Here is a 19,349-nt window from a genome sequence, read left to right as displayed (position 1 = left end):
GCCCCGGATGCCTCCACAGCACTGGAGCCCCTATGGACACGAACCTCAACGCCGCACTCCTGGACGACCTGCTCACCATCACCGGCCAGCCACAGCCCGAACGGACCGAGGTCCGGGTGTGGTCCATGTCCGGCGTCGAGCGGCTCTCCTTCCCTGACGGCACCACGCGCATCTTCAAGTACGCCAAGAGGCCGTTCGACAGTGAGGACCAGGTCCTCCGACTGGCACACACGCTCGGTGTTCCCGTGCCCATCGTGCACGCCTCCGCGGTCACGGGCGACTGGCTCGGGATGCTGCTGGAAGACCTCGGCAATCCCATCCGTGATGCCGACGACCTCGATGGAGCCGCCGCAGCGGTAGTCCTTCACCGCACTCCGACCGCACCCGCCCTCCCCGTCCTCGGCGAGGAGGCTCTGCGGGCACTGCCGAACCGAGCCCTGGACCACCTCGACCGGCTTCGCAAGGAAGAGCGCTGGCAGGACACCGACGACATCGAGCACGCCCTCAACCAGATCGCCCAGGCCGCCGAGGACCGCGCAGCCGGAGCCACACTCGCCCCGTTCGGCTGGGTGCACTCCGAGTTCCACCCCACCAGCCTCCACATCGGCCAGCGCGGCTGGCGGCTGCTGGACTTCGCCCGCGCCTTCACCGGCCCCGGCCTGCTCGACCTGGCCAGCTACCACGGCACCCTCGATGCCCCCGACCCCGTACGCCTGCGCGTCTTCCTGGAGGCATACGTCACCGAGGGCGGAACCCCCGAAGCCCTCGCCGAGCGCGGTGGGCTTCCTGCTGAAAAATGGGCGCTGGGCTGGCACCGCATGTGGGCCGTCGAGTGGTTCATGGAGCAGTCCATCCGCTGGATCAACTGCCCCGTCCACGACCCCGCGTACATCAGGACGGTACGCCGTCACCTGGCCGACGTCCTCCAACTTCTGGCTGTCTAGGTGCTCGCCCAGACTTCTCCGTGGTACGCCCACGCGCTGCAACGCACTGCGGCCAGCCCTGCCGAGCCGCTGGCCGTGCCAGCACGGGTGGAATGGACCACACGGCGCGGCAACGGCCCCGGCGCCGAGATCCTCGGCCCCGACCTGCGCCGCAAGCGTGTGGTGGAACTAGGTTGCGGGCCTGGTCACAACGCCGCGTGCCTCGCCACCCGTCACGGTGCTCGTGTCACCGGCGTCGACCAGGTCGGTCTTCAGATTCGCCGAGCACGCTCGCACTACGGACGGCTTAACAACCTGACCTTCGTCGCCGGCCACGCACTTCACTACCTGCAGGCGTCCAATGAGCAGTTCGACGCAATCTACTCGGTCTTCGGCGCCATCGGCCTCGTCGCTCCCGAACTCCTGCTACCGGCCATCGCGCAGCGCCTCAAGCCCGGCTGCACGCTTGCCTTCTCCGTTCCGCACCCCCAGCGCGGCCACCGGCATCGCGCCACCGACGACCGGCCTCGCCGCGACTTCGTCACGCTCCCCGACCGCACCCGGCTCCCGATCGCCCGCTGGGACTTCGACACCGAACGCTGGGACAAGCACCTCGCTCGCGCGGGCCTCTCGCTCACCTCGGCCCACGAGTTCAACGACGCCCGCAATGGCCGCCGGCCCACCACCCTGCTGATCACCGCGCGCAAACTCTGACCCCGCCCCGGCTCCCTACGGAGGAACGGATGCGCCTGCCCTACCTGCTCCTCGACATTGACGGCGTCCTCATACCTTTCCCCGCCGCCATCGGGACCAGCCCGCCGACTCATGCCCGCCACGACGTCGTCCCCGCTGGCCGTAGCGCCGACGACGCGGTCACGGTCTGGCTCAACCCTGCCCATGGCCCCCTGCTCATGGATGTGATCCGGAGCGGCCTGGTCACCCCGGTCTGGTGCACCAGCTGGCGCCAGGACGCCACCACCCTGATCGGACCGCTCCTCTGTCTCCCGTCCTTCCCGTACGTTGACCTCCCGCGTCCGCAGATCACCACCAGCCACCCCAACGGCTACCTGTGGAAACGCGACCACGTCGACGCCTGGATCGCGGACGCGCCGGTCGCCTGGATCGACGACGACTTCACCGACCTCGACCAGGAATGGGCAGCGGAGCGCGATGCCGGCGGCACCCCTACCTTGCTCGTACAGCCGGATCCGTACATCGGGCTGCTACCGGAGCACTTGGCGACGGTGCGGAAGTGGGCGACTGGGAAGCCACTCCACGATGCAGGGACTGCAGCAACGGCGAGATGCTGAGCAGTGCCCTTCTCGCTGCGATCCGCCCCCGGTCGCTGCCTCGACCCCCAGCGCCCGCTGGTGCCGGGCTTCCCCGCCCCTCCCGGGCGGGGCATGCGCTTCCGAAACTCCTCCGCGGCCACGGGCTGCGGAGGAGTTTCGGAAGCTACAGCTTGCTGCGTGGGTTGGGGCGTGGCAGCCGCGTCAGTTTCCGTGCCGGGCGGCCTTGCACCCGTCCCACCCGTTGCATGCCTGGTCAGGGCGCGGAGGGTCGCATCCGGTGGTACGGGTCGACTCGTATCGGCGCAAGGTCGGTCCGATATGCGGGACGGGTGGACTCGTCCCACGCAGAGAGTCGTCCCCGCGCTGACCTGCGCGGGGACGAGTGGGACGAGTGAGGCCGGGTTACGGGGCAGTGCGTGCGGGTGGAGGGCAGTAACGCATCCAGGCGTCGGTGAACTGGCTGCGTGAGAAGCCCTTGCGCTGGCCAATGTCGCCGAAGCGGTGGTTGGCGGACCTGATCTGGTAGTCGGCCAGAAGGAGTTGCAGGCCGCGTGCGCTCAGCCCACCGTTGCCGTACTCGGCCCAAGGCCCTTCCGCATCGACTCGCAGGGCGGCGAGCAGGCTCTCGGTCGGCAGCGCGTCGGGGTTGCCGTAGGAGGCGAAGACCTGACGGATGTCCGTCAGGATGCGGATCTTCAGCCCGCCGTGGTCCTCCTCCTGACCCTGCTCGTATGCGGTCATCATCTGGCAGGCGGTACGGGCCCAGGCAGGCCAGGGGCCTCCCGCCAGGTCGGCGACGACGATCAGCGGCTCCCAGGTATCAGCCGCGCGGTCCTCGACCGGCATGACCGGCTCGGAGTCGGCAGCCTCCTCCAGGTGTGGGCCAAGCCAAGCCGCCAGCCGATGCCGCAGGGCGTTGAGGGCAGGAGTGTCGCGGCGTGAGCGGTAGGGCCGCACCTTCTCGCCCGGTGCACGGCGGCGCATGCGGATGACCACAGACCGGTCCATGATCGTGTCGGGAAGGTCCCCGATGCCGGCCAGGGCAGCCATCGCGAAGGTGCGGAATTTGGTGGGCTGGTGGTCATTTCCCGCGACCCGGGTGGTCGGCCGGTTGCGGTGGTGGCCGGAGTTGAGCAGACCGCGCATCTCCTCGTTCTTCTCCGCCACCTTGGGGCTGCCGAAGATGGTGTCCGCCTCGTCCACCAGGAGGGTGGGCGGGTTGGCGGTGATGGAGCGGAAGATGGCCGCCGGGGTCGAGTTGACCGTGATGAACGGGTCGTGGACGGTCTCGTGCAACACGTCCAGCAGCCTCGACTTGCCGCACCGCTTCGCCGGGCCCACCACCGCCAGGCGCGGGGCGTGCTGCCAGGCAGGCTGCAGGTGTGTGGCGGCAACCCACAAGGTGACCGCGTCCAGGGCTTGCCGGTGGGGCAAGACCACGAACGTTTCGATCGCTGACCGCAGTTCAGCCAGCAGGTCAGCGCCCTCGGTCAGTGGGCCAACGAACGGAGTGGCGGGGCGGTCGGTGCTATCCGTTGACCGGTTCTCGGCCAGGATGTCGTCGGTGTCTGAGGCACTCGTTGCACTGCCCGGTGGGGGCGACGAATCCCGGTCACCGGTGGGCACTGCAGCGCGGTGGGCACCGGCCTGCCCGGGGATGGCGACCGGTGGCCAGGCGGGTTGGTGGGATGCGACGGCGGGCTGCGCCGTCATAGGGTGGTTCAAGGACGTTCCTCACCCGGTGGTACGAAGCGTGCAGGCTCCGCACCACCGTCATCATCGTTCAGGTACGGGCGGTCGGTTGGGGACTCTTCGGCCCTCGGCGTTGGCGCGCCGAGGGCCGCTTCGTCATCCGGCGGTTCAGGCGACCAGATCCAGGGACTGGGTCTGGAGCCATGCGTCGACCTCCGTCCACCGGTAACGCAGATGCTTTCCGACCTTGTGGACCTTCGGGCCGGTGCCCCGGTATTTCCACTGGTACAGCGTCCGCACCGGGATGCAGAGGTAGTCGGAGATCTCCTGCGGACTCGCCAGCGCGCGACGGTGCTTGCCAGCGTCCTGGCGGGACTCGGTGTGCTTCATTTGCTTCCCTTCGCTGAATTGGGCGGGCGGTGTGGCCAACATAGCCACGCATCTTCCGCAACATCCAGCGCTATCTTGCAGACAATTCACGGCCGCACCAAACAGCATCCACACAGGACGTCGAAGCAGTGAGAGTGAGCCCCATTCCACACAGTCGAGAGCGACCAGTCCACTTCCTGGTGTCAGCTTCGTGATGCCCTGCTGGTGCGCTCCGCTTCACGCCGGATCCTGACCGAAGTGCCAGGCCATGGAGGTGTAACGAGTCACCGGCAACCCCCTGCGGGCGAAAGGTGCGGGACCATATCACAGAATCCGGCCGCCAATTCCGTAACCATTCAGACGCACAGCGACAGTACCCACGCGGCGCGAAGGGCGCCTCCTTATACAGCGGAAATACAGTTTCCCCAAACCCGGGAACGCGAGCTACAACATCGCCATGCCAAAACACCCCGTCGAAATCGGCCCCACTGGAATCCAAACCGCCCACAAACTCAAAAGCCTCCGACGCGCTCACGGCGTGAGCCAACGCCAGCTCTCCGCCCTCGTCGCCGAGCTAGGCCACCCCCTGCCCCACACCTCGATCTCTCGCATCGAGCGCATCCGTCGACGCTGCGACGTCGACGAACTCGCCGCCATCGCTGCTGCCCTCGGCATCTCTCCCATGGCCCTCTTGCTGCCATCGGGCGCCGTGCAGGAAGCGGGTCACCGTGGCTGAGCCCTACGACCGCTGGCACAAGAAGCGGCCGGAGTCGGGGGAGGAGAAGTGCAGGGCCCACGGCAAGGTGCCATCCCGCGAGCACGGGCGCGGTAAGCGCTGGTTGGCACGCTGGCGGGACCCCGACGGGCAGCAACAGAGCGAGAGCTTCGAGCGGTATGAGGATGCCCGGCAGCACCTGACGCGGATGCTGGGGACCGTCGACGACGGTACGTACATCGCCCCGAAGAAGGGCGACACGCTACTCAAGAGCATCGCCGAGCAGTGGCTGACGAACCAGACGTTCGACAACCCCCGGACGTACCACCAGTACGAATCCCGTGTCCGCAACCACGTCATTGGCCCCTTGGGGGATCTCAAGCTGCGGCAGGTCAAGCCATCCACGATCCAGACCTGGATCAAGCGCCGGCTACAGGTGCTCGACGAGACGACTGTCGGCCTGATCTTCACCCACCTGTCGTCGATCCTCGCCATGGCGGTGGACGACGACCTGGTCCCGAAGAACCCGTGCGAGACCGGGTCGGTCAAGCGCGTGAAGCCCAGGCGGTCGAAGAAGTCAGCCAAAAACGTGCCGCTCTCCTGGGAGCAGACGGATGACCTGCGCAAGCAGCTGCCGGACCGATACCAAGCCACGGTCGACTGTGGCCGTGGGCTCGGTATGCGGCAAGGTGAGATATTCGGCTTCAGCCCGGACGACGTGGACTGGTCGGAGGACGACAAGACCGTCCGCATCTGCCGTCAGATCACGCATCACCGCGGCACGCTCGTCTTCGCGCCGCCCAAGGGCGGCACCAAGGACGATCCGAAAGACCGCTACGTCCCCCTCGACGAGGACTTGGCGACACTGCTGCGCGAGCACATGCGGGAGTTTCCTCCGGTCAAGGTCACGCTGCCGTGGCTGGAGAAGGATGGCGAGCTGGTCACCGTATGCCTCATGTTCACCACACGCGAGCGCAAGGTGCTCAACAAGAACTACTTCAACTACCTCTGGAAGGCGGCCCTTGAGGCGATCGGTGCCATCGAGGCGGTGAACGACAAGCCGACCGGCAAAGGCCGCAGGTGGGAGCCCTGCCGGGACAAGATGATGCACGCCCTCCGGCACCTCTTCGCCTCGGAGGCGATCAACGAGGGCGTGGACGTCTACACGCTCGCCGACCTGCTCGGCCACGAGGATCCGGCGTTCACGTTGCGGCGGTACGTACACCGTGTGACCGGCGCTGTGGAGAAGGCACGCAAGGCAATCGGGCACCGCTACCGACTGGCTGCCTAATCGCCAAAAGCGCCACTGGAGGAGGGGCCGACGGGGCCAAAGCACCTCGTTGGCCTCTCACGCATGACGGTGCCTCAGCCGATGAGTCCCGGACGCCAGACCCGGATTTCCTCGTCGAACTTCCCCTCACGGGCTCCTCGAAGTGCGGCGGCATAGCCGATTTCGATGGCCCGGTCGAAGGTGTCCAACACCTCCCCGGGTGCATAAAGGAACCCACTTGCGGAGTGGAGGTTCGCCGCGGCCTCCGCCGCGGCTCGGGCTTCTTTGCCCCGGACATTGGACCCATGCAGCTCTGCGACAGCCTGTATCAGGGCGTCGAGGTCTTCCTTCGGCGAGTCGGTCATGAACGGCAATATGCGCACCTGGCCAGGCCCCAAACCCCATGGGCACTGCTCTCCGCATCATGCAGGCCAGAGGCAGAGACGAACGTCCCTCTCACGCTGAGACCTCCGGCAACTCAACGCGAAACCGGGCAGACGTCAGGTAGAGTGCGAGCAGATGCCGGTCCGCGGAGGCCCGGTCGCCAGCAGAAGTATGTGAGCCCGGTACTCACGGAAGCTGTGCAGGGTGTGGAGCACCTACTCCGCGACGCAACAGACGACGCGTGGTTTCACAAGGTATGTGGCCCTGATGCGCTGACCGGGCAGCGGTGAGGTGAAGCATGCCCGAAAGCCAGCGAAACATGGCGGCCCGCACTCGTTCGCTATACACCGGCGAGAAGTTCGCCGCAGCCAAAGCCGGCATCGCCCGCGACCACTCCATCGGGGTGGATGTCTGTGTCCCGGGGCAACGAGAGCTACGTGCGCTGCTCGCGCTCGGCTTGCTGAACCGCGGGTACGACTACAGCACTCCCGCCGGGTGGCACATGGCCGCCCTCTCCGCGTACACCATCACGGCGTCCCCACGATTCGATCGCATGGTGCTCATCACTGACGTGCCCCATAACGTGGTCGACTACCTGCTCCCGGAGCCGAATGGGGTTGGCGGGTTGCCGGGTCTGCGGGTTGAGGAACATCGCGGGTACGGCACCTACATCATGCGGCATCTGCCTACCAACGCGCAGTTCGTAGTCACGGATAATCCATCAGGGAAACCTGCCGGCGCACGAAGCGAGTCCTACGTCGACTTCTTCACCATGGATGCTCCGCTCACTCCTGCCGAACGCGAACAGCTGGCCAGCGTGCCTCCCATGACTGAGCACGCACAGTGTCTTCTGGCTGGCGTCTTCTGCCGCATCTCAGCACGAGACCCTCACCGCAGGTGGGCAATCGGCAACTGGTTCTATGACCCCCTGCGGCGCCCAGGCTGGCTCGACAGCGACCGCAGTCTTGGCGAAGACCGGAAGCTTCAGGGGGCCGGTGACAGCTGGGAGCTGCGATGGGACTCATACCCCTATCCGGACGACCTGGCCGCGTCGATGACTGATCCGATCATCGGCATTCCCGGGACCAGGACGGTATCGGCACCCGACCATCTCGCCATCACGCTCGGAAACGCTACGCTCCGCCTTCGCTCGCGACGTGCGTAGCCGCCGCACACCATTCGTCCCTCTGAGCTACCGACAGAAAGCACCCGCGTCGTGATCGAGATCCTTGGGACCGTGGGCACCAGCATGCCTTGGTGGGCAGCATGCCTGGTCGTCGCATTCACTAGCCTGGTCTTCTTCTGTCTCCGGGCCCTGCGACTGCTCATCCCAGATAAGTCCAGTGACCGATTGGCATGGTGGATCGCCATCCTGGAGCACCGCCGCCGCACCGTCGGGACGGTCGTACGGCAGCGACGAGTCGCTGGCAAGTACCGCAAGGCACACCGCCGACGCCACAAGAGACGTACCGATTCCGTCTAACGCTCCTCCAGTGCACCGCTTGTGCACCGTCCTGCCCATCAGCAAGATATCGGTGCAGGTCAGAGCACTTCTCCAGCTGTACTTCGACATCTAAATCGACGTCAGAAACACCACGGAGGCCGCCGCCCCACCCCCGGGGCGGCGGCCTCCGCCGGTTTGAGGCGAGTGAGCAATGGAATCACCCGTATAGGACCTTGCTGCGCAAAGGGTGCATCGTGCACCCGTCTCCTCTCGCGACCGTCCTCGACACAACGAGCGAGAAGGTGGCGATCATGACAGCAGAAGCTCCCGAACGGACCCTGGGCGCCCTTGCTCACGGTGAGCACCCGGTCTTTGAGCAGCTCGCGCGGATGACCATCGAAACGCTGCCCAATTCCGGCCTCGATGAGCGCACCTACCACCTCGTACGGCTGGCTTCGCTCATCGCGATGGATGCCGCGCCCGCCTCGTACCTGACCAATCTCAGCGTGGCGAAGGAAGCCGGGCTGACCGCCGAAGACGCCAAGGCCGTCTGTGTGGCGATCGCGCCGATCGTCGGCAGTGCGCGGGTGGTCGACGCGGCAGGCAGCGTGCTGCGCGCGCTCGGTTTCGCCGAGCTGGTCACGGAGATGGAGACGTGACGGGGTGCTGACCGAGCGTGCGTGAAGCCGGGAGCGTCTTGGCGTCTCGTCTTCCGTACGCATGGAATCCAGGCCGGCCGCCCGTCGCGTGCCGCGGTCGAGTGGTCGGCCGCATGGGGACCCGCCCGCAGTGCGGTTGTGGGGGTCCCCTTTTTCGTTGGAGGCCGAAGGCTCCTCCGGTTGTGACCTTCATCGCGGGCCCAGGTTTATGCAACTTGTTGCAGAACGGCCTTCGACTCGTCTACAACATTGCTGACGACCACCGCCCAAGGAGCCGCCGCATGAGCCCGTACCCCCACCTGATGAGCCCCCTCGACCTGGGATTCACCACGCTCCCCAACCGGGTGCTGATGGGGTCCATGCACATCGGCCTCGAGGAGGCCGAGAACGGGTTCGAGCGGATGGCCGCCTTCTACGCCGCCCGTGCGCGGGGCGGCGTCGGGCTCATGGTGACCGGTGGTATCGCGCCGAACGAGGCGGGGCGGCCGTACGACGGCGGGGCCAAGCTCACCACCGAGGAGGAGGCGGCGCAGCACCGGGTCGTGACGGAGGCGGTGCATGCGGCGGGCGGCCGGATCGCGATGCAGATTCTGCACTTCGGGCGGTACGCGTATCACACCGCACTGGTCGCTCCCAGCGCGCTTCAGGCGCCGATCAGCCCCTTCACACCGCATGAGCTCACGGACGACGAGGTCGAGCGGACCGTCGAGGACTATGTGCGGGCGGCCGAGCTGGCCAAGTCGGCCGGGTACGACGGCGTGGAGATCATGGGGTCGGAAGGGTATTTGATCAATGAGTTCATTGCCGGGGTGACCAATCGCCGTACGGACCGGTGGGGCGGCTCGTACGAGAACCGGGTGCGTTTCCCGCTGGAGATCGTGCGGCGGACCAGGGAGCGGGTCGGGCCCGACTTCATCCTGATCTACCGGCTGTCCATGCTGGATCTCGTCCCGGGCGGTTCGACGCTGGAGGAGGTCATCGCGCTCGCCAAGGAGATCGAGGCGGCGGGAGCGACGATCATCAACACGGGCATCGGCTGGCACGAGGCGCGCATCCCGACCATTGCGACGTCGGTGCCGCGCGGTGCGTACACCTGGGTGACGAAGCGGCTGATGGGTGCGGTCTCCGTGCCTCTGGTGACCAGCAACCGGATCAACACTCCCGAGGTGGCGGAGGAGTTGCTCGCCGACGGGCGGGCGGACATGGTGTCGCTGGCCCGGCCGTTCCTCGCCGATCCGGAGTTCGTCGGCAAGGCGAAGGAGGGGCGGGCCGAGGAGATCAACACCTGCATCGGGTGCAACCAGGCCTGCCTCGACCACACCTTCAGCGGGAAGATCACGTCGTGTCTGGTGAATCCGCGGGCCTGCCATGAGACGGAGCTGGTGCTCTCGCCGACGCGGCGCCGGAAGCGGCTCGCGGTGGTCGGGGCCGGGCCGGCCGGGCTGGCGTGTGCGGTCTCGGCAGCCGAGCGGGGGCATGCGGTGACGCTGTTCGACGCGGCGGAGGAGATCGGCGGGCAGCTGAACATCGCCAAGCGGGTGCCGGGCAAGGAGGAGTTCGAGGAGACGCTGCGGTATTTCCGGACACAGCTCGGGCTGCGCGGTGTGGAGGTGCGGCTGGGCGCGGCGGTGACGGCCGGGGATCTCGGTGAGTTCGACGAGATCGTCGTTGCCACGGGGGTGACGCCGCGGGTCCCGGAGATCGAGGGGATCGGGCATCCGAGCGTGGTCAGCTATCTGGACGTGCTGCGCGAGGGCGTGGCGGTGGGCGAGCGGGTCGCCATCATCGGGGCGGGCGGGATCGGCTTCGATGTCGCGGAGTTCCTGACCGATGCCGGGGACGGGGCGAGCCGGGATGCGGAGACCTACTTCCGGGCCTGGGGTGTGGACACGGCGTACGGCGAGCGGGGCGGGCTGCGGGCGCCCGAGCGGCCCACGGCTCCGCGCCGGGTGCATCTGCTCCAGCGCAAGACCTCGAAGGTCGGCGCCGGGCTCGGCAAGACCACCGGCTGGATCCACCGTACGGAGCTCAGGCACCGCGGCGTGACGATGGTCGCCGGGGCGACGTACGAGCGGATCGACGACGAGGGGCTGCACCTCACGGTCGACGGCGAGGCCACGACGCTCGCCGTGGACACGGTGGTGCTGTGCACGGGGCAGGAGCCGCGGCGGGATCTGTACGAGGAACTGCGCGCGGAAGGGCGGGCCGTGCATCTCATCGGTGGTGCGGATGTCGCCGCCGAGCTGGACGCCAAGCGCGCGATCAAGCAGGGGACGGAGCTTGCGGCGGCCCTGTGACCGCGGCGGGCCGATCCTGGGCACGGTGGCCGGCCGCGGCCGTGCCTAGGATTCCCCCATGTCCCTTCCGCATGCGATTCTCACCGCCCTGCTCGAAAAGCCGTCGTCGGGACTGGAGCTGACCCGCAGGTTCGACCGGTCGATCGGGTACTTCTGGCCGGCCACGCATCAGCAGATCTACCGGGAGCTCGGGAAGCTGGAGCAGGCCGGGTTCATTCGCGCGCTGCCGTCCGAGCGGCCGGCCCGTGGGCAGAAGAAGGAGTTCGAGGTGCTGCCCGCGGGGCGCGCCGAGCTGACCGCCTGGGCGTCCGGCGAGCAGGACACCAAGCCGGTCCGCAATGCGCTGGTGCTGCGGCTGCGGGCGGCGGCGGTGGTCGGGCGCGCCGGACTCGACGACGAGCTGCGGCGGCATCTGACGCTGCACCAACGGCAGTTGGCGGAGTACGAGGAGATCGACAGCCGCGATTTCGGCGCCGTGGCCGACCCGGAGGACCGGCTGCGGCGGCTCGTCCTGCGCGCCGGGATCGGGCTGGAGACCTTCTGGGTCCAGTGGCTGGAGGAGGCGCTGGCGGAGGTCGCGGACATGGACGCGGAGGCGGACGGGGAGGCCGGCTCGGGCGCGGACACCGGCGTGCGGGCCGGGGAGTGACCCCGGCCCGCGCACCGGCCGCCCGTCAGCAGTTGTCGTAGATCAGGGCGCGGACCAGGCGGCAGGTCGTGTCGGAGGGTGCGTGCACGCCTATGGCGGCCGCGGTGGTGCGGATCCTGTGGTTGTGGGCCTGCTCGGGGCGGTAGACGCCGGTGTCGAGCAGGGCTATGGCCAGACGCATCGCCTTCAGGCGGCGGTTGTGGGATTCGTACTTCTCACGCGGCCATCCGGCGGGCAGCGGCTTCTTGGGCAGCGAGTGGGTCGGGAGCGGCTTCGTCATGAGTGCGGCAGCGGCCATCGGCGACCTCCTGGAGTGCTGGGCGAGCCCGGGTACTTCTTCCTTGACTGCTTCCCATTCTACCGTCGGGCACTGACAAAAGCCCCTGGCCAGCGGGGATTTGGGGACTTTCGGCAGCCCGGGAACGGGGCCGGTCCGGGCCCCGTTCCCGGCTGGTTCCGGGAGGCCTCAGGAGCCCGTCACGGCGGACCGCAGACGGGCCTTGTCGGGCTTGCCGACGGGGGTGAGGGGGATGGTGCCGACGACGTGGACGGCCGTCGGGACGTACAGGGCGCCTTTGTGGGCTTCCACAAAAGCGCGGATGGCGTCCGGGTCGATGTCATGGCCGGGGGCGGCGACGATCGCGGCATGGACCTCCTCGGTCTCGTCCGCGGTGCGGATGCCGAAGACCGCACACTCCGCGACGGCCGGATGGGTGTGCAGGAGGTCCTCGACATCGGCCGGGTGGACATGTCCGCCGACGACGATGATCACGTCCTTGAGCCGGTCGACGAGGTAGAGCCGTCCGTCGCCGTCCAGGCAGCCGACATCACCGGTGCGCAGCCACCCGTCGCCGGTCAGCGCCTGCGCGGTCAGCTCGGGCTGTTTCCAGTAGCCGGCCATGACGCCGTCGGAGCGGACGTGCACCTCTCCCTGCTCGCCCGCAGGCAGGTCCCGCCCGTCCGCGTCACGGATGGCGAGCTCGACGCCGGGCAGTGCGCGGCCGGCGGTGATCCGGCCGCCGGGGCCGGTCGCGGTGTGGTCCTCCGGGAGGGCGACGGTGATCGACATCGCCTCGGACATGCCGTATATCCCGTACAGCACCGGGCCGAAGGCCTTGGCGGCGTCCGCCAGCCGGGACGGGGAGGCCGCGCAGCCGCCGTAGGTGATGCTGGTGAGCGAGCTGACGTCGGTGCCGGGGAGGGCGGGGTCGTCCAGGAGGCGGTAGAGGAGCGGGGGCAGCAGCCAGAGGTGGGTGATGCGGTCGCGGGCGATGGTGGCGAGCACGGCGGCGGGGTCGAAGTCGCGGTGCAGCACGGCGGAGCCGCCGGCCGCGAGCGCAACGTCGGTGAGGACGCCCGCCAGGTGGGCGAGCGAGGTGCAGGCGAGGAAACGGGGCCGTTCGCCGGTGGCCACCGGATGCTGCTGGGCGAACATCGCGGCGTACGGACCGTTGGCCATCCGTACTCCCTTGGGGATACCGGTCGTTCCGCCGGTGTGGCGGATGCACCACTCGTCCTCGGGGCGGGCGGCGCAGGCGATCTCGGGGGTGGCGGGGAGGGCGGCGCAGGCGGCCAGGAGGTCGGGGCCGAGGGCCGCCGTGTCCTGCGGCGCCTCGGGTACGGGGGCGGGCAGCGGGCCGAGGGTCATGACCTCGGGGGCCGGCCCGTCGAGGTGGCCGAGGACCGCCCGTGCGGTGTCGTGCAGGTCGGGGTCGGCCAGGAGGAGGGCGGTCTCCACGCTCGCCGCGATCCGGGCCAGGATCTCGGGGGCCATGCCGACGTAGAGGAAGACCACGCGGGCGCCGAGGAGGTTGGCGGCGTAACGGGCGGCGAGCACCTCGGAGCGGTTGCCGCTGAGGAGGGAGACGGTCCGGCCGCGGCCGATGCCCCGTGCGGCGAGGACGGCCGCCATGCGGTGCACGGTGGCGTGTAAGGCGCCGGCGGTGAGCTGGGCTCCGTCCGCGCCGGTCAGTACGGGGCGGTCGGGGTCGCGGGTCAGGGCGGCCAGGAGGGGTTGGACGTAGCTGGCGGGGAGGGCCTGGGCGCTGTGTGTCATGGGCGCGGCTCCTTGGGTGGGCTGGTGAAGGCGGCCGGTCGTCCGGCCGTCCGTCCGATCTTCCACGACGTCGGGCGGCGCAGGGCTGTCGCCCTTTCGGCTGGTTGATCCGGGCCGGTTCGCCGAGGCGAGGCGGCGCCGGCGCCGCCTGGTGCGGCCGGCCCCGAGGATCGCAGGACGCGGCGCACCGGCGCGGCGAGATCGGAGGTCGGTCCATGGCGTCCCCAGACCTGACGCCCCGGGACATGACGCCCGGGCAGACGGCGGCCCGCCGCGCGTTGTTCAGCGCTGTCTACGGAACTCTGCTGGCCAGCGCGCTGCTGGCCGCTCTCCAGCGAGCGGGCGAGATGTACACGCCGTACTACGACGCCATGTGGGTGCTGGTCACGGCCGTCATGGCGGCGCTGGCGCACGGGTACGCCCACCACATGTCCGCGCACCGCGAGGAGTCCGCCGGGCACCGCTGGCGCATCCTGGCGCGCCGGCTGTGGGCGGAGTGGCCGCTGGTGGCCGCCTGTGTGCCGACGGTGATGCTGCTGCTGGCCGCGGGGGTGTCCGGCTGGCCCGAGGAGTCCAGCACGCTGGCCGGGCTGAGCCTGAACGCGGCGCTGCTGTTCGGGCTGGGGGCGCTGTCGGCGCGGCGCAGCGGCTACGGATGGCACAGTGCCGTGCTGATCGGGTCGGCCGACCTGGCCCTGGGGGTGGCGATCGCGGTCGCCAACGCGGTGATCAAGTAACCGCCCCGGCGGGCCCGGCCACCCCTGGAGCCGTCCGCTCATCGCAGCTGCTCCTCCGCCCGCGCCAGGATCTCGGTCACCCGCACCCCGAAGCGGAGGCCGCAGGCATGCGGCAGCCCCGTACGGGCGGCGGTCAGCAGGGCGTCGACGGCCCGGTGGAAGGCCGGTTCCGGGCCCGCCAGGCGGCGGGGCAGCGCGGTGGTGCCCGTGGTGCCGCGCAGGGTGACCTCGACGCCGGACGCGGGCCCGGGGGCGGTCAGGCTGAGGGTCGCCGAGCTCGCCGCACCGCTCGCGTGCCGGATCGCCAGCAGCACCGTGTCGGCCGGGCCGCGGGTGGCGGTGACCGTCTCGGCGTCGCCCAGGACCGGGAGCAGTACGGACAGGGCGTGCGGGCCGACGTCCCACAGGGCGCCCTTCTCACGGCGCCAGGGCGAATCGGCGTACGGGCTGTCGCTGTCCTCGGCGAAGACCGAGCCGAGCCAGTCGGCGTGCGCGGTGAACCAGCCGCCGGCCGCCTCCTGGGCCGCGATCCACTCGCCCTCGCGCTCCCCGAAGCGCGCGGTGAAGAAGACGACCGAGGCGCTGCCCGCGCGCTCGGCGGCATCGGCCACGGCGTGTGCCTCGGCCACCGTCGTCGCGACCGGCTTGTCCAGGAGGAGGTGACAGCCGGCCTCGGCGGCCCGTATCGCCAACGGGGCCTGGACGGACGGCGGAAGGGCGAGGGAGACGGCATCGCAGTCGGCGAAGAGCTCCTCGGGGGTGGCGTACGCCCGGGTGCCGTGGGCCTGCGCCAGCTCCCCGGCGGCCTGGGGTCTGCGCCCCCAGATGCCGACGAGGTCGACGTCGGGGTGGGCGGCGAGGACGGGCGCATGCACCCGCCGGGCCCAGGGGCCGGTGCCGAGGAGTCCGATGCGGGGAGCCGGGGCCGGAGTGGTCATGGAGCAAGTGTCGCGCGCACCACTGACAACGCCGTACGCCGGGCGTACCGGAGGGGCGGTGGGCCACTGAAGGGGCATCTTCGAGGCCACACACCCCACCCGGCAACACAATGCAAGGAAACAGAGGGCTCGCAGCGGCTAAATCAAAGGGTAACCCGATGTCCGATTGAGTAACCTGTGGTTCACATACGGGCAACGGACGGGAAACGGCCCATTGCCAGAGTGCAGCCGTACGCCCGCACGCGTACCCGCACCTACCCGTATATGAGGACCCCGTGACCATCAAGGCCGAGTACATCTGGATCGACGGCACCCAGCCGACCGCCAAGCTCCGCTCCAAGACCAAGATCCTTACGGACGCGAGCAAGCTGCCGCGGTGGGGCTTCGACGGCTCCAGCACCAACCAGGCGGAAGGCCACTCCTCGGACCTCGTCCTGGAGCCGGTGTTCAGCTGCCCCGACCCGATCCGCGGCGGCGACCACCTTCTCGTCCTGTGCGAGGTCCTGAACACCGACCTCACGCCGCACGTCTCCAACACCCGCGCCCCGCTGCGCCCGGTGGCGGAGAAGTTCGCCGCGCAGGAGCCGATCTTCGGCATCGAGCAGGAGTACACCTTCCTCAAGGGTGACCGCCCGCTCGGCTTCCCCGAGGGCGGCGGCTACCCGGCTCCGCAGGGCGACTACTACTGCGGTGTGGGCGCCGACGCGATCTTCGGCCGGGAGATCGTCGAGAAGCACCTCGACCTCTGCCTGGCCGCCGGGCTCGGCCTGTCCGGCATCAACGCCGAGGTCATGCCCGGCCAGTGGGAGTTCCAGGTCGGCGCGCTGGCGCCGCTGGAGGTCTCGGACCACATGTGGGTGGCGCGCTGGCTGCTGCACCGGGTGGCGGAGGAGTACGGCGTCACCGCCTCGCTCGACGCCAAGCCGGCCAAGGGCGACTGGAACGGCGCGGGCGCGCACACCAACTTCTCCACCCGGGCGATGCGCGAGGGCTACGACGCGATCATCACCGCCTGCGAGGCGCTGGGCCAGGGCGACAAGCCGCTGGAGCACGTGCGCCAGTACGGCACCGGCATCGAGGACCGCCTGACCGGCGCGCACGAGACCGCCCCGTGGGACCAGTACTCCTACGGCGCCTCGGACCGCGGCGCCTCGGTGCGGATCCCGTGGCAGGTCGAGGTCGAGAAGAAGGGCTACATCGAGGACCGGCGGCCGAACGCCAACGTCGACCCGTATGTGGTCACCCGCCTGATCGTGGACACCTGCTGCACCGAGCTGGCCAAGCGCGAGCAGGTCTGAGACACACCGTTCCGAGACCCGCAGGACACCGCAGGAAAAGCCGAGTCGGGGCCGGGCCGCCATGGTCCGGCCCCTTCCGCGTACCGGGCCGGGGGCCGGTTGTCAGTGGCGGGTGGCAGGCTGTGGACATGCTTGCGATCACCGTCAAGACCGAGAGCGGACCGGACCTCGTTCGGCCGGCCGAAGCCGAACTGACCGCCCTGCTGCGGCGGATCGGCGCCGACGACGACCATTTCGCGGTCGCCGAGCGGATCCCGGAGGAGCCCCGGCAGTTCCTGCAGGCCTGGCGGGAGGACGACGGGCCGTTCACCGTGGAGTACCGCGACGGCGGCCCGGAGCAGCACTTCCGCGCCGGATGTGCCGATGCCGACCAGGTCATAGCGGTGTTCCTGGACTGGGCCCGGGGCGGGGAGTCCTGGCGTACGGCGCTGGAGTGGCACCTGGACGACCTGGTGTCCACCCCCGGCGTGCCGCCCGAGCTCCGCGCCGACGCCGAGGAACAGGCGCGCAAGGCCGTCCGGTCCGGCTTCTGGACCTTCCATCAGGTCGCACAGAACCTCTGTGACGTCTTCGACGACCCCGGAGTGTCCTCGCTCTCGATGGACGAGGCGGCGCGGATCGCCACCGGCCCGTGGCAGGAACGCCTCGCCGAGCAGGCCGCATGGCCCGAGGTGACCGACGCGGACCGGGTGGCCGGGGCGTTCGCCGCGCTGGAGCGCCAGGGGCTGACGGCGCGGATGAACTTCACCTGCTGCAGCGGCTGCGGGCTGGCCGAGATCGGCGCCGAGCGCGCCGAGGCCGACCACGGCTTCGTCTTCTTCCACTACCAGGACACGGAGTCGGTCGCCGCGGGCCATGGCCTCTCGGTCCGGTACGGCGCGTACGGGGGCTCCGACGAGGACAGGGCCGAGGTCGGGCGGACGGTGTCGGCGGCGCTGACCGAGGCGGGCCTGCCGGTGGAGTGGGACGGCAATCCGAACAAAGTCATCGAAGTCGCCCCGCTGGAGTGGCGCAAGCGGCTGCCGACGGGGGCCTGAGATGACCACGTACCGCAGGCGCCCGGTGGTCCCCTGGGCGGCGCCGCTGTATGTCGGTGCCCTCCAGCTCGGCGCGTACGCCATGGCGCGGCTGCCCCGGGAGCGGCGCACGGAGGTGCTGCGGGCGCATTCCACCAACGTCGCGAATCTGCGGGCCGGACGGTGGCGGACGCTGGTCACCAGCGCGGCCTTCGTCGAGGAGCCGCTGCCGCTGCCGTACGGCGCCGCGCTGCTGGCCACGCTCGGTACGGCCGAGGCGCGTTGGGGCACCGCACGCGCCGCCGGGGTGTTCGCGGCCGGGCACATCGGGGCCAGCCTGCTGGTCTACGCGGGCCTGCGCGGACGGGTCCGGACCGACCCTCCCGACGCGACGGCGCGGGCCGTCGATGTCGGCGCGAGCTATGGCTTCAACGCCACGCTCGGCGCCCTCGCCGCCTCCGTTCCGCACCGCGGCGCGCGGGCCGCGGCGACGGCCGGGCTGCTCGCGCTGGGGATACGTCCGGTGCTGCGCCGGGGGCGGACGTTCACCGACGCCGGCCATCTGACGGCGCTGGCGCTCGGGGCGGCGATGGGCACGGGCATACGGACGGCCGGGGTGGCAGGGGCGGGGACAGCGGGGGCCGGGACACGTCCGGCCCGCAACAGGCCGCGGTAGCACGGTCCACGATGCGGGACAGCGCCGTGACGTCGGTCAACTCCGTTCCCCATCGCCTCGGCCGTCTGGTTCAATAGGGCCATGGCCAGCCTTCCTCACACCGCGACGGGTCGCAGCGACCTCGAGCCCTTCTGGCCGTCCCGGCAGGCGCACGCTTTCGATCGTCTGTGTTGCCGCGCGCACTGAGCGCGGGCCCGCACATGCCTCTCCGACGCCGCTGACCGGCGTCCCCAGCCCTGCCCGCGCGCACGACGTCCCCGACGCCCCCTGCGCGAAAGAGCTGATCCCGATGACGAACGTCCGTACCCTTCCTGCCACTTCCGCGACGGCCCCCCTGTCCGACCGCACCACCGCGCACCGCCACCGATTGCGCGCCGTGTCCCCCGACGAAGTACCGCCCGTAGCCGAGCTGTTGAACTCCGGCGCGACCTGGCTGCCGGCGCCCCAGCACAGCCTGCCCGCGCTGCCCGGCCAGCCGCCGATGGTCGGCTACCTGGTCCTCGTACCGGCCGAACAGGCCACCCGGGCCGCCGCCCCGCAGACCGCCGCCCCGCAGTCGGCCGCCGAGCCGACGGCGGCGGCCGCGGACCGGGCCGCGTCCGCGGCGTGGACCGGCGACGGGATCGTACGGATCGATCCCGAGCAGCGCACCGTACGGGTCCAGGACAGACTGCTGGACCTGACGTACCTGGAGTTCGAGCTGCTGGCCCACCTGGTGGCGCATCCGCACCGGGTGCACACCCGCGACCAGCTGGTGACCACGGTGTGGGGGTACGGCCATGTCGGCGACGGCCGCACCGTCGATGTCCATGTCGCCCGGCTGCGCCGCAAGTTGGGCGCCGATCACCGGGCGTCGATCGTGACCGTACGCCGGGTCGGCTACAAGTACGTGCCCGGCGTGCAGGGCTGAGCGACTCCGGATGAGCAGGCGGGA

General features: G+C 69.9%; 20 protein-coding genes. 14 read left to right on the top strand and 6 right to left on the bottom strand.

What is annotated here, in order from left to right; translation table 11 throughout:
- Positions 1–32: 32 nt before the first annotated feature.
- The 3 genes from ADL29_RS28640 to ADL29_RS28630 are packed head-to-tail and all read left to right on the top strand — an operon-like array spanning position 33 to position 2,233.
- Complete coding sequence (locus tag ADL29_RS28640; RefSeq protein ID WP_053926469.1) at positions 33–944, top strand: phosphotransferase family protein; 912 nt, start codon at positions 33–35, stop codon at positions 942–944.
- The gene (locus ADL29_RS28635) at positions 945–1,637 is read left to right on the top strand and encodes a class I SAM-dependent methyltransferase (RefSeq protein WP_053926468.1); all 693 of its coding nucleotides are present in this window, start codon (positions 945–947) and stop codon (positions 1,635–1,637) included.
- Between the two features lie 29 nt (positions 1,638–1,666).
- Positions 1,667–2,233 carry an HAD domain-containing protein gene (locus ADL29_RS28630; RefSeq protein WP_053926467.1) on the top strand — a complete coding sequence of 189 codons (567 nt, stop codon included), beginning with the start codon at positions 1,667–1,669 and terminating at the stop codon, positions 2,231–2,233.
- Positions 2,234–2,617: 384 nt separating this feature from the next.
- Here ADL29_RS28630 and ADL29_RS28625 read toward each other — a convergent pair whose 3' ends face one another.
- Positions 2,618–3,928, bottom strand: coding sequence for a DUF3631 domain-containing protein (locus ADL29_RS28625; protein WP_078971359.1), 1,311 nt, complete (start codon positions 3,926–3,928; stop codon positions 2,618–2,620).
- Between the two features lie 147 nt (positions 3,929–4,075).
- Entirely contained in the window at positions 4,076–4,297 is a 222-nt protein-coding gene (locus tag ADL29_RS42965; RefSeq protein WP_107095111.1) for a helix-turn-helix transcriptional regulator, read from the bottom strand.
- Positions 4,298–4,733: 436 nt separating this feature from the next.
- Here ADL29_RS42965 and ADL29_RS28615 point away from each other — a divergent pair, with 436 nt between their 5' ends.
- Both ADL29_RS28615 and ADL29_RS28610 read left to right on the top strand, forming a co-directional pair.
- A complete protein-coding gene (locus tag ADL29_RS28615) occupies positions 4,734–5,012 on the top strand; it encodes a helix-turn-helix domain-containing protein (RefSeq protein ID WP_053926466.1) in 279 nt (92 codons plus the stop codon).
- 67 nt (positions 5,013–5,079) lie between these two features.
- On the top strand, positions 5,080–6,282 hold the full coding sequence (locus ADL29_RS28610) for a tyrosine-type recombinase/integrase (RefSeq protein WP_245689677.1): 1,203 nt from the start codon (positions 5,080–5,082) through the stop codon (positions 6,280–6,282).
- A 74-nt stretch (positions 6,283–6,356) separates the two neighbouring features.
- Here ADL29_RS28610 and ADL29_RS28605 read toward each other — a convergent pair whose 3' ends face one another.
- A complete protein-coding gene (locus ADL29_RS28605) occupies positions 6,357–6,626 on the bottom strand; it encodes a hypothetical protein (protein WP_157878597.1) in 270 nt (89 codons plus the stop codon).
- 317 nt (positions 6,627–6,943) lie between these two features.
- Here ADL29_RS28605 and ADL29_RS28600 point away from each other — a divergent pair, with 317 nt between their 5' ends.
- From ADL29_RS28600 to ADL29_RS28585, 4 genes are all read left to right on the top strand, one after another.
- Positions 6,944–7,810, top strand: coding sequence for a hypothetical protein (locus tag ADL29_RS28600; protein ID WP_053926463.1), 867 nt, complete (start codon positions 6,944–6,946; stop codon positions 7,808–7,810).
- A 590-nt stretch (positions 7,811–8,400) separates the two neighbouring features.
- A complete protein-coding gene (locus ADL29_RS28595) occupies positions 8,401–8,748 on the top strand; it encodes a carboxymuconolactone decarboxylase family protein (RefSeq protein ID WP_053926503.1) in 348 nt (115 codons plus the stop codon).
- A 281-nt stretch (positions 8,749–9,029) separates the two neighbouring features.
- Entirely contained in the window at positions 9,030–11,045 is a 2,016-nt protein-coding gene (locus ADL29_RS28590) for an NADPH-dependent 2,4-dienoyl-CoA reductase (protein WP_053926462.1), read from the top strand.
- Between the two features lie 58 nt (positions 11,046–11,103).
- Positions 11,104–11,694 (top strand): PadR family transcriptional regulator, encoded by a 591-nt coding sequence (locus tag ADL29_RS28585; protein ID WP_053926461.1) that lies wholly within the window; start codon positions 11,104–11,106, stop codon positions 11,692–11,694.
- A 25-nt stretch (positions 11,695–11,719) separates the two neighbouring features.
- Here ADL29_RS28585 and ADL29_RS28580 read toward each other — a convergent pair whose 3' ends face one another.
- Both ADL29_RS28580 and ADL29_RS28575 read right to left on the bottom strand, forming a co-directional pair.
- The gene (locus tag ADL29_RS28580) at positions 11,720–11,992 is read right to left on the bottom strand and encodes a hypothetical protein (RefSeq protein ID WP_053926460.1); all 273 of its coding nucleotides are present in this window, start codon (positions 11,990–11,992) and stop codon (positions 11,720–11,722) included.
- Between the two features lie 168 nt (positions 11,993–12,160).
- On the bottom strand, positions 12,161–13,750 hold the full coding sequence (locus ADL29_RS28575; RefSeq protein WP_053926459.1) for an AMP-binding protein: 1,590 nt from the start codon (positions 13,748–13,750) through the stop codon (positions 12,161–12,163).
- A 215-nt stretch (positions 13,751–13,965) separates the two neighbouring features.
- Here ADL29_RS28575 and ADL29_RS28570 point away from each other — a divergent pair, with 215 nt between their 5' ends.
- Entirely contained in the window at positions 13,966–14,487 is a 522-nt protein-coding gene (locus tag ADL29_RS28570; protein ID WP_245689676.1) for a hypothetical protein, read from the top strand.
- 38 nt (positions 14,488–14,525) lie between these two features.
- On the opposite strand, the gene ADL29_RS28565 is transcribed toward ADL29_RS28570, so the two are convergent.
- Complete coding sequence (locus ADL29_RS28565; RefSeq protein WP_053926457.1) at positions 14,526–15,425, bottom strand: Gfo/Idh/MocA family protein; 900 nt, start codon at positions 15,423–15,425, stop codon at positions 14,526–14,528.
- A gap of 275 nt (positions 15,426–15,700) precedes the next feature.
- Here ADL29_RS28565 and glnII point away from each other — a divergent pair, with 275 nt between their 5' ends.
- The 4 genes from glnII to ADL29_RS28545 all read left to right on the top strand — a co-directional run bounded on the left by glnII (position 15,701) and on the right by ADL29_RS28545 (position 19,325).
- Entirely contained in the window at positions 15,701–16,723 is a 1,023-nt protein-coding gene (glnII, locus tag ADL29_RS28560) for a glutamine synthetase (protein WP_053926456.1), read from the top strand.
- Between the two features lie 128 nt (positions 16,724–16,851).
- Positions 16,852–17,760: a DUF6891 domain-containing protein gene (locus tag ADL29_RS28555; protein ID WP_053926502.1), complete on the top strand. Its 909-nt coding sequence runs from the start codon at positions 16,852–16,854 to the stop codon at positions 17,758–17,760.
- Between the two features lies 1 nt (position 17,761).
- Positions 17,762–18,415, top strand: a complete 654-nt coding sequence (locus tag ADL29_RS28550; protein ID WP_053926455.1) for a rhomboid-like protein — start codon at positions 17,762–17,764, stop codon at positions 18,413–18,415.
- A 289-nt stretch (positions 18,416–18,704) separates the two neighbouring features.
- Complete coding sequence (locus ADL29_RS28545) at positions 18,705–19,325, top strand: winged helix-turn-helix domain-containing protein (protein ID WP_053926454.1); 621 nt, start codon at positions 18,705–18,707, stop codon at positions 19,323–19,325.
- Positions 19,326–19,349: the final 24 nt, after the last annotated feature.

The organism is Streptomyces chattanoogensis, from assembly GCF_001294335.1.
Lineage (GTDB): Bacteria > Actinomycetota > Actinomycetes > Streptomycetales > Streptomycetaceae > Streptomyces > Streptomyces chattanoogensis.
This window is presented reverse-complemented; position numbering and strand designations above follow the sequence as displayed.

Bases quoted from the DNA above. Each gene is read 5' to 3' on its own strand.
- ADL29_RS42965 (WP_107095111.1), bottom strand. From the start codon at position 4,297: ATGAAGCACACCGAGTCCCGCCAGGACGCTGGCAAGCACCGTCGCGCG.
- ADL29_RS28615 (WP_053926466.1), top strand. From the start codon at position 4,734: ATGCCAAAACACCCCGTCGAAATCGGCCCCACTGGAATCCAAACCGCC.
- ADL29_RS28595 (WP_053926503.1), top strand. From the start codon at position 8,401: ATGACAGCAGAAGCTCCCGAACGGACCCTGGGCGCCCTTGCTCACGGT.
- ADL29_RS28630 (WP_053926467.1), top strand. From the start codon at position 1,667: ATGCGCCTGCCCTACCTGCTCCTCGACATTGACGGCGTCCTCATACCT.
- ADL29_RS28585 (WP_053926461.1), top strand. From the start codon at position 11,104: ATGTCCCTTCCGCATGCGATTCTCACCGCCCTGCTCGAAAAGCCGTCG.
- ADL29_RS28570 (WP_245689676.1), top strand. From the start codon at position 13,966: ATGGCGTCCCCAGACCTGACGCCCCGGGACATGACGCCCGGGCAGACG.
- ADL29_RS28565 (WP_053926457.1), bottom strand. From the start codon at position 15,425: ATGACCACTCCGGCCCCGGCTCCCCGCATCGGACTCCTCGGCACCGGC.
- ADL29_RS28575 (WP_053926459.1), bottom strand. From the start codon at position 13,750: ATGACACACAGCGCCCAGGCCCTCCCCGCCAGCTACGTCCAACCCCTC.
- ADL29_RS28550 (WP_053926455.1), top strand. From the start codon at position 17,762: ATGACCACGTACCGCAGGCGCCCGGTGGTCCCCTGGGCGGCGCCGCTG.
- ADL29_RS28590 (WP_053926462.1), top strand. From the start codon at position 9,030: ATGAGCCCGTACCCCCACCTGATGAGCCCCCTCGACCTGGGATTCACC.
- ADL29_RS28600 (WP_053926463.1), top strand. From the start codon at position 6,944: ATGCCCGAAAGCCAGCGAAACATGGCGGCCCGCACTCGTTCGCTATAC.
- ADL29_RS28625 (WP_078971359.1), bottom strand. From the start codon at position 3,928: ATGACGGCGCAGCCCGCCGTCGCATCCCACCAACCCGCCTGGCCACCG.
- ADL29_RS28605 (WP_157878597.1), bottom strand. From the start codon at position 6,626: ATGACCGACTCGCCGAAGGAAGACCTCGACGCCCTGATACAGGCTGTC.
- ADL29_RS28580 (WP_053926460.1), bottom strand. From the start codon at position 11,992: ATGGCCGCTGCCGCACTCATGACGAAGCCGCTCCCGACCCACTCGCTG.
- ADL29_RS28555 (WP_053926502.1), top strand. From the start codon at position 16,852: ATGCTTGCGATCACCGTCAAGACCGAGAGCGGACCGGACCTCGTTCGG.
- ADL29_RS28640 (WP_053926469.1), top strand. From the start codon at position 33: ATGGACACGAACCTCAACGCCGCACTCCTGGACGACCTGCTCACCATC.
- ADL29_RS28545 (WP_053926454.1), top strand. From the start codon at position 18,705: ATGACGAACGTCCGTACCCTTCCTGCCACTTCCGCGACGGCCCCCCTG.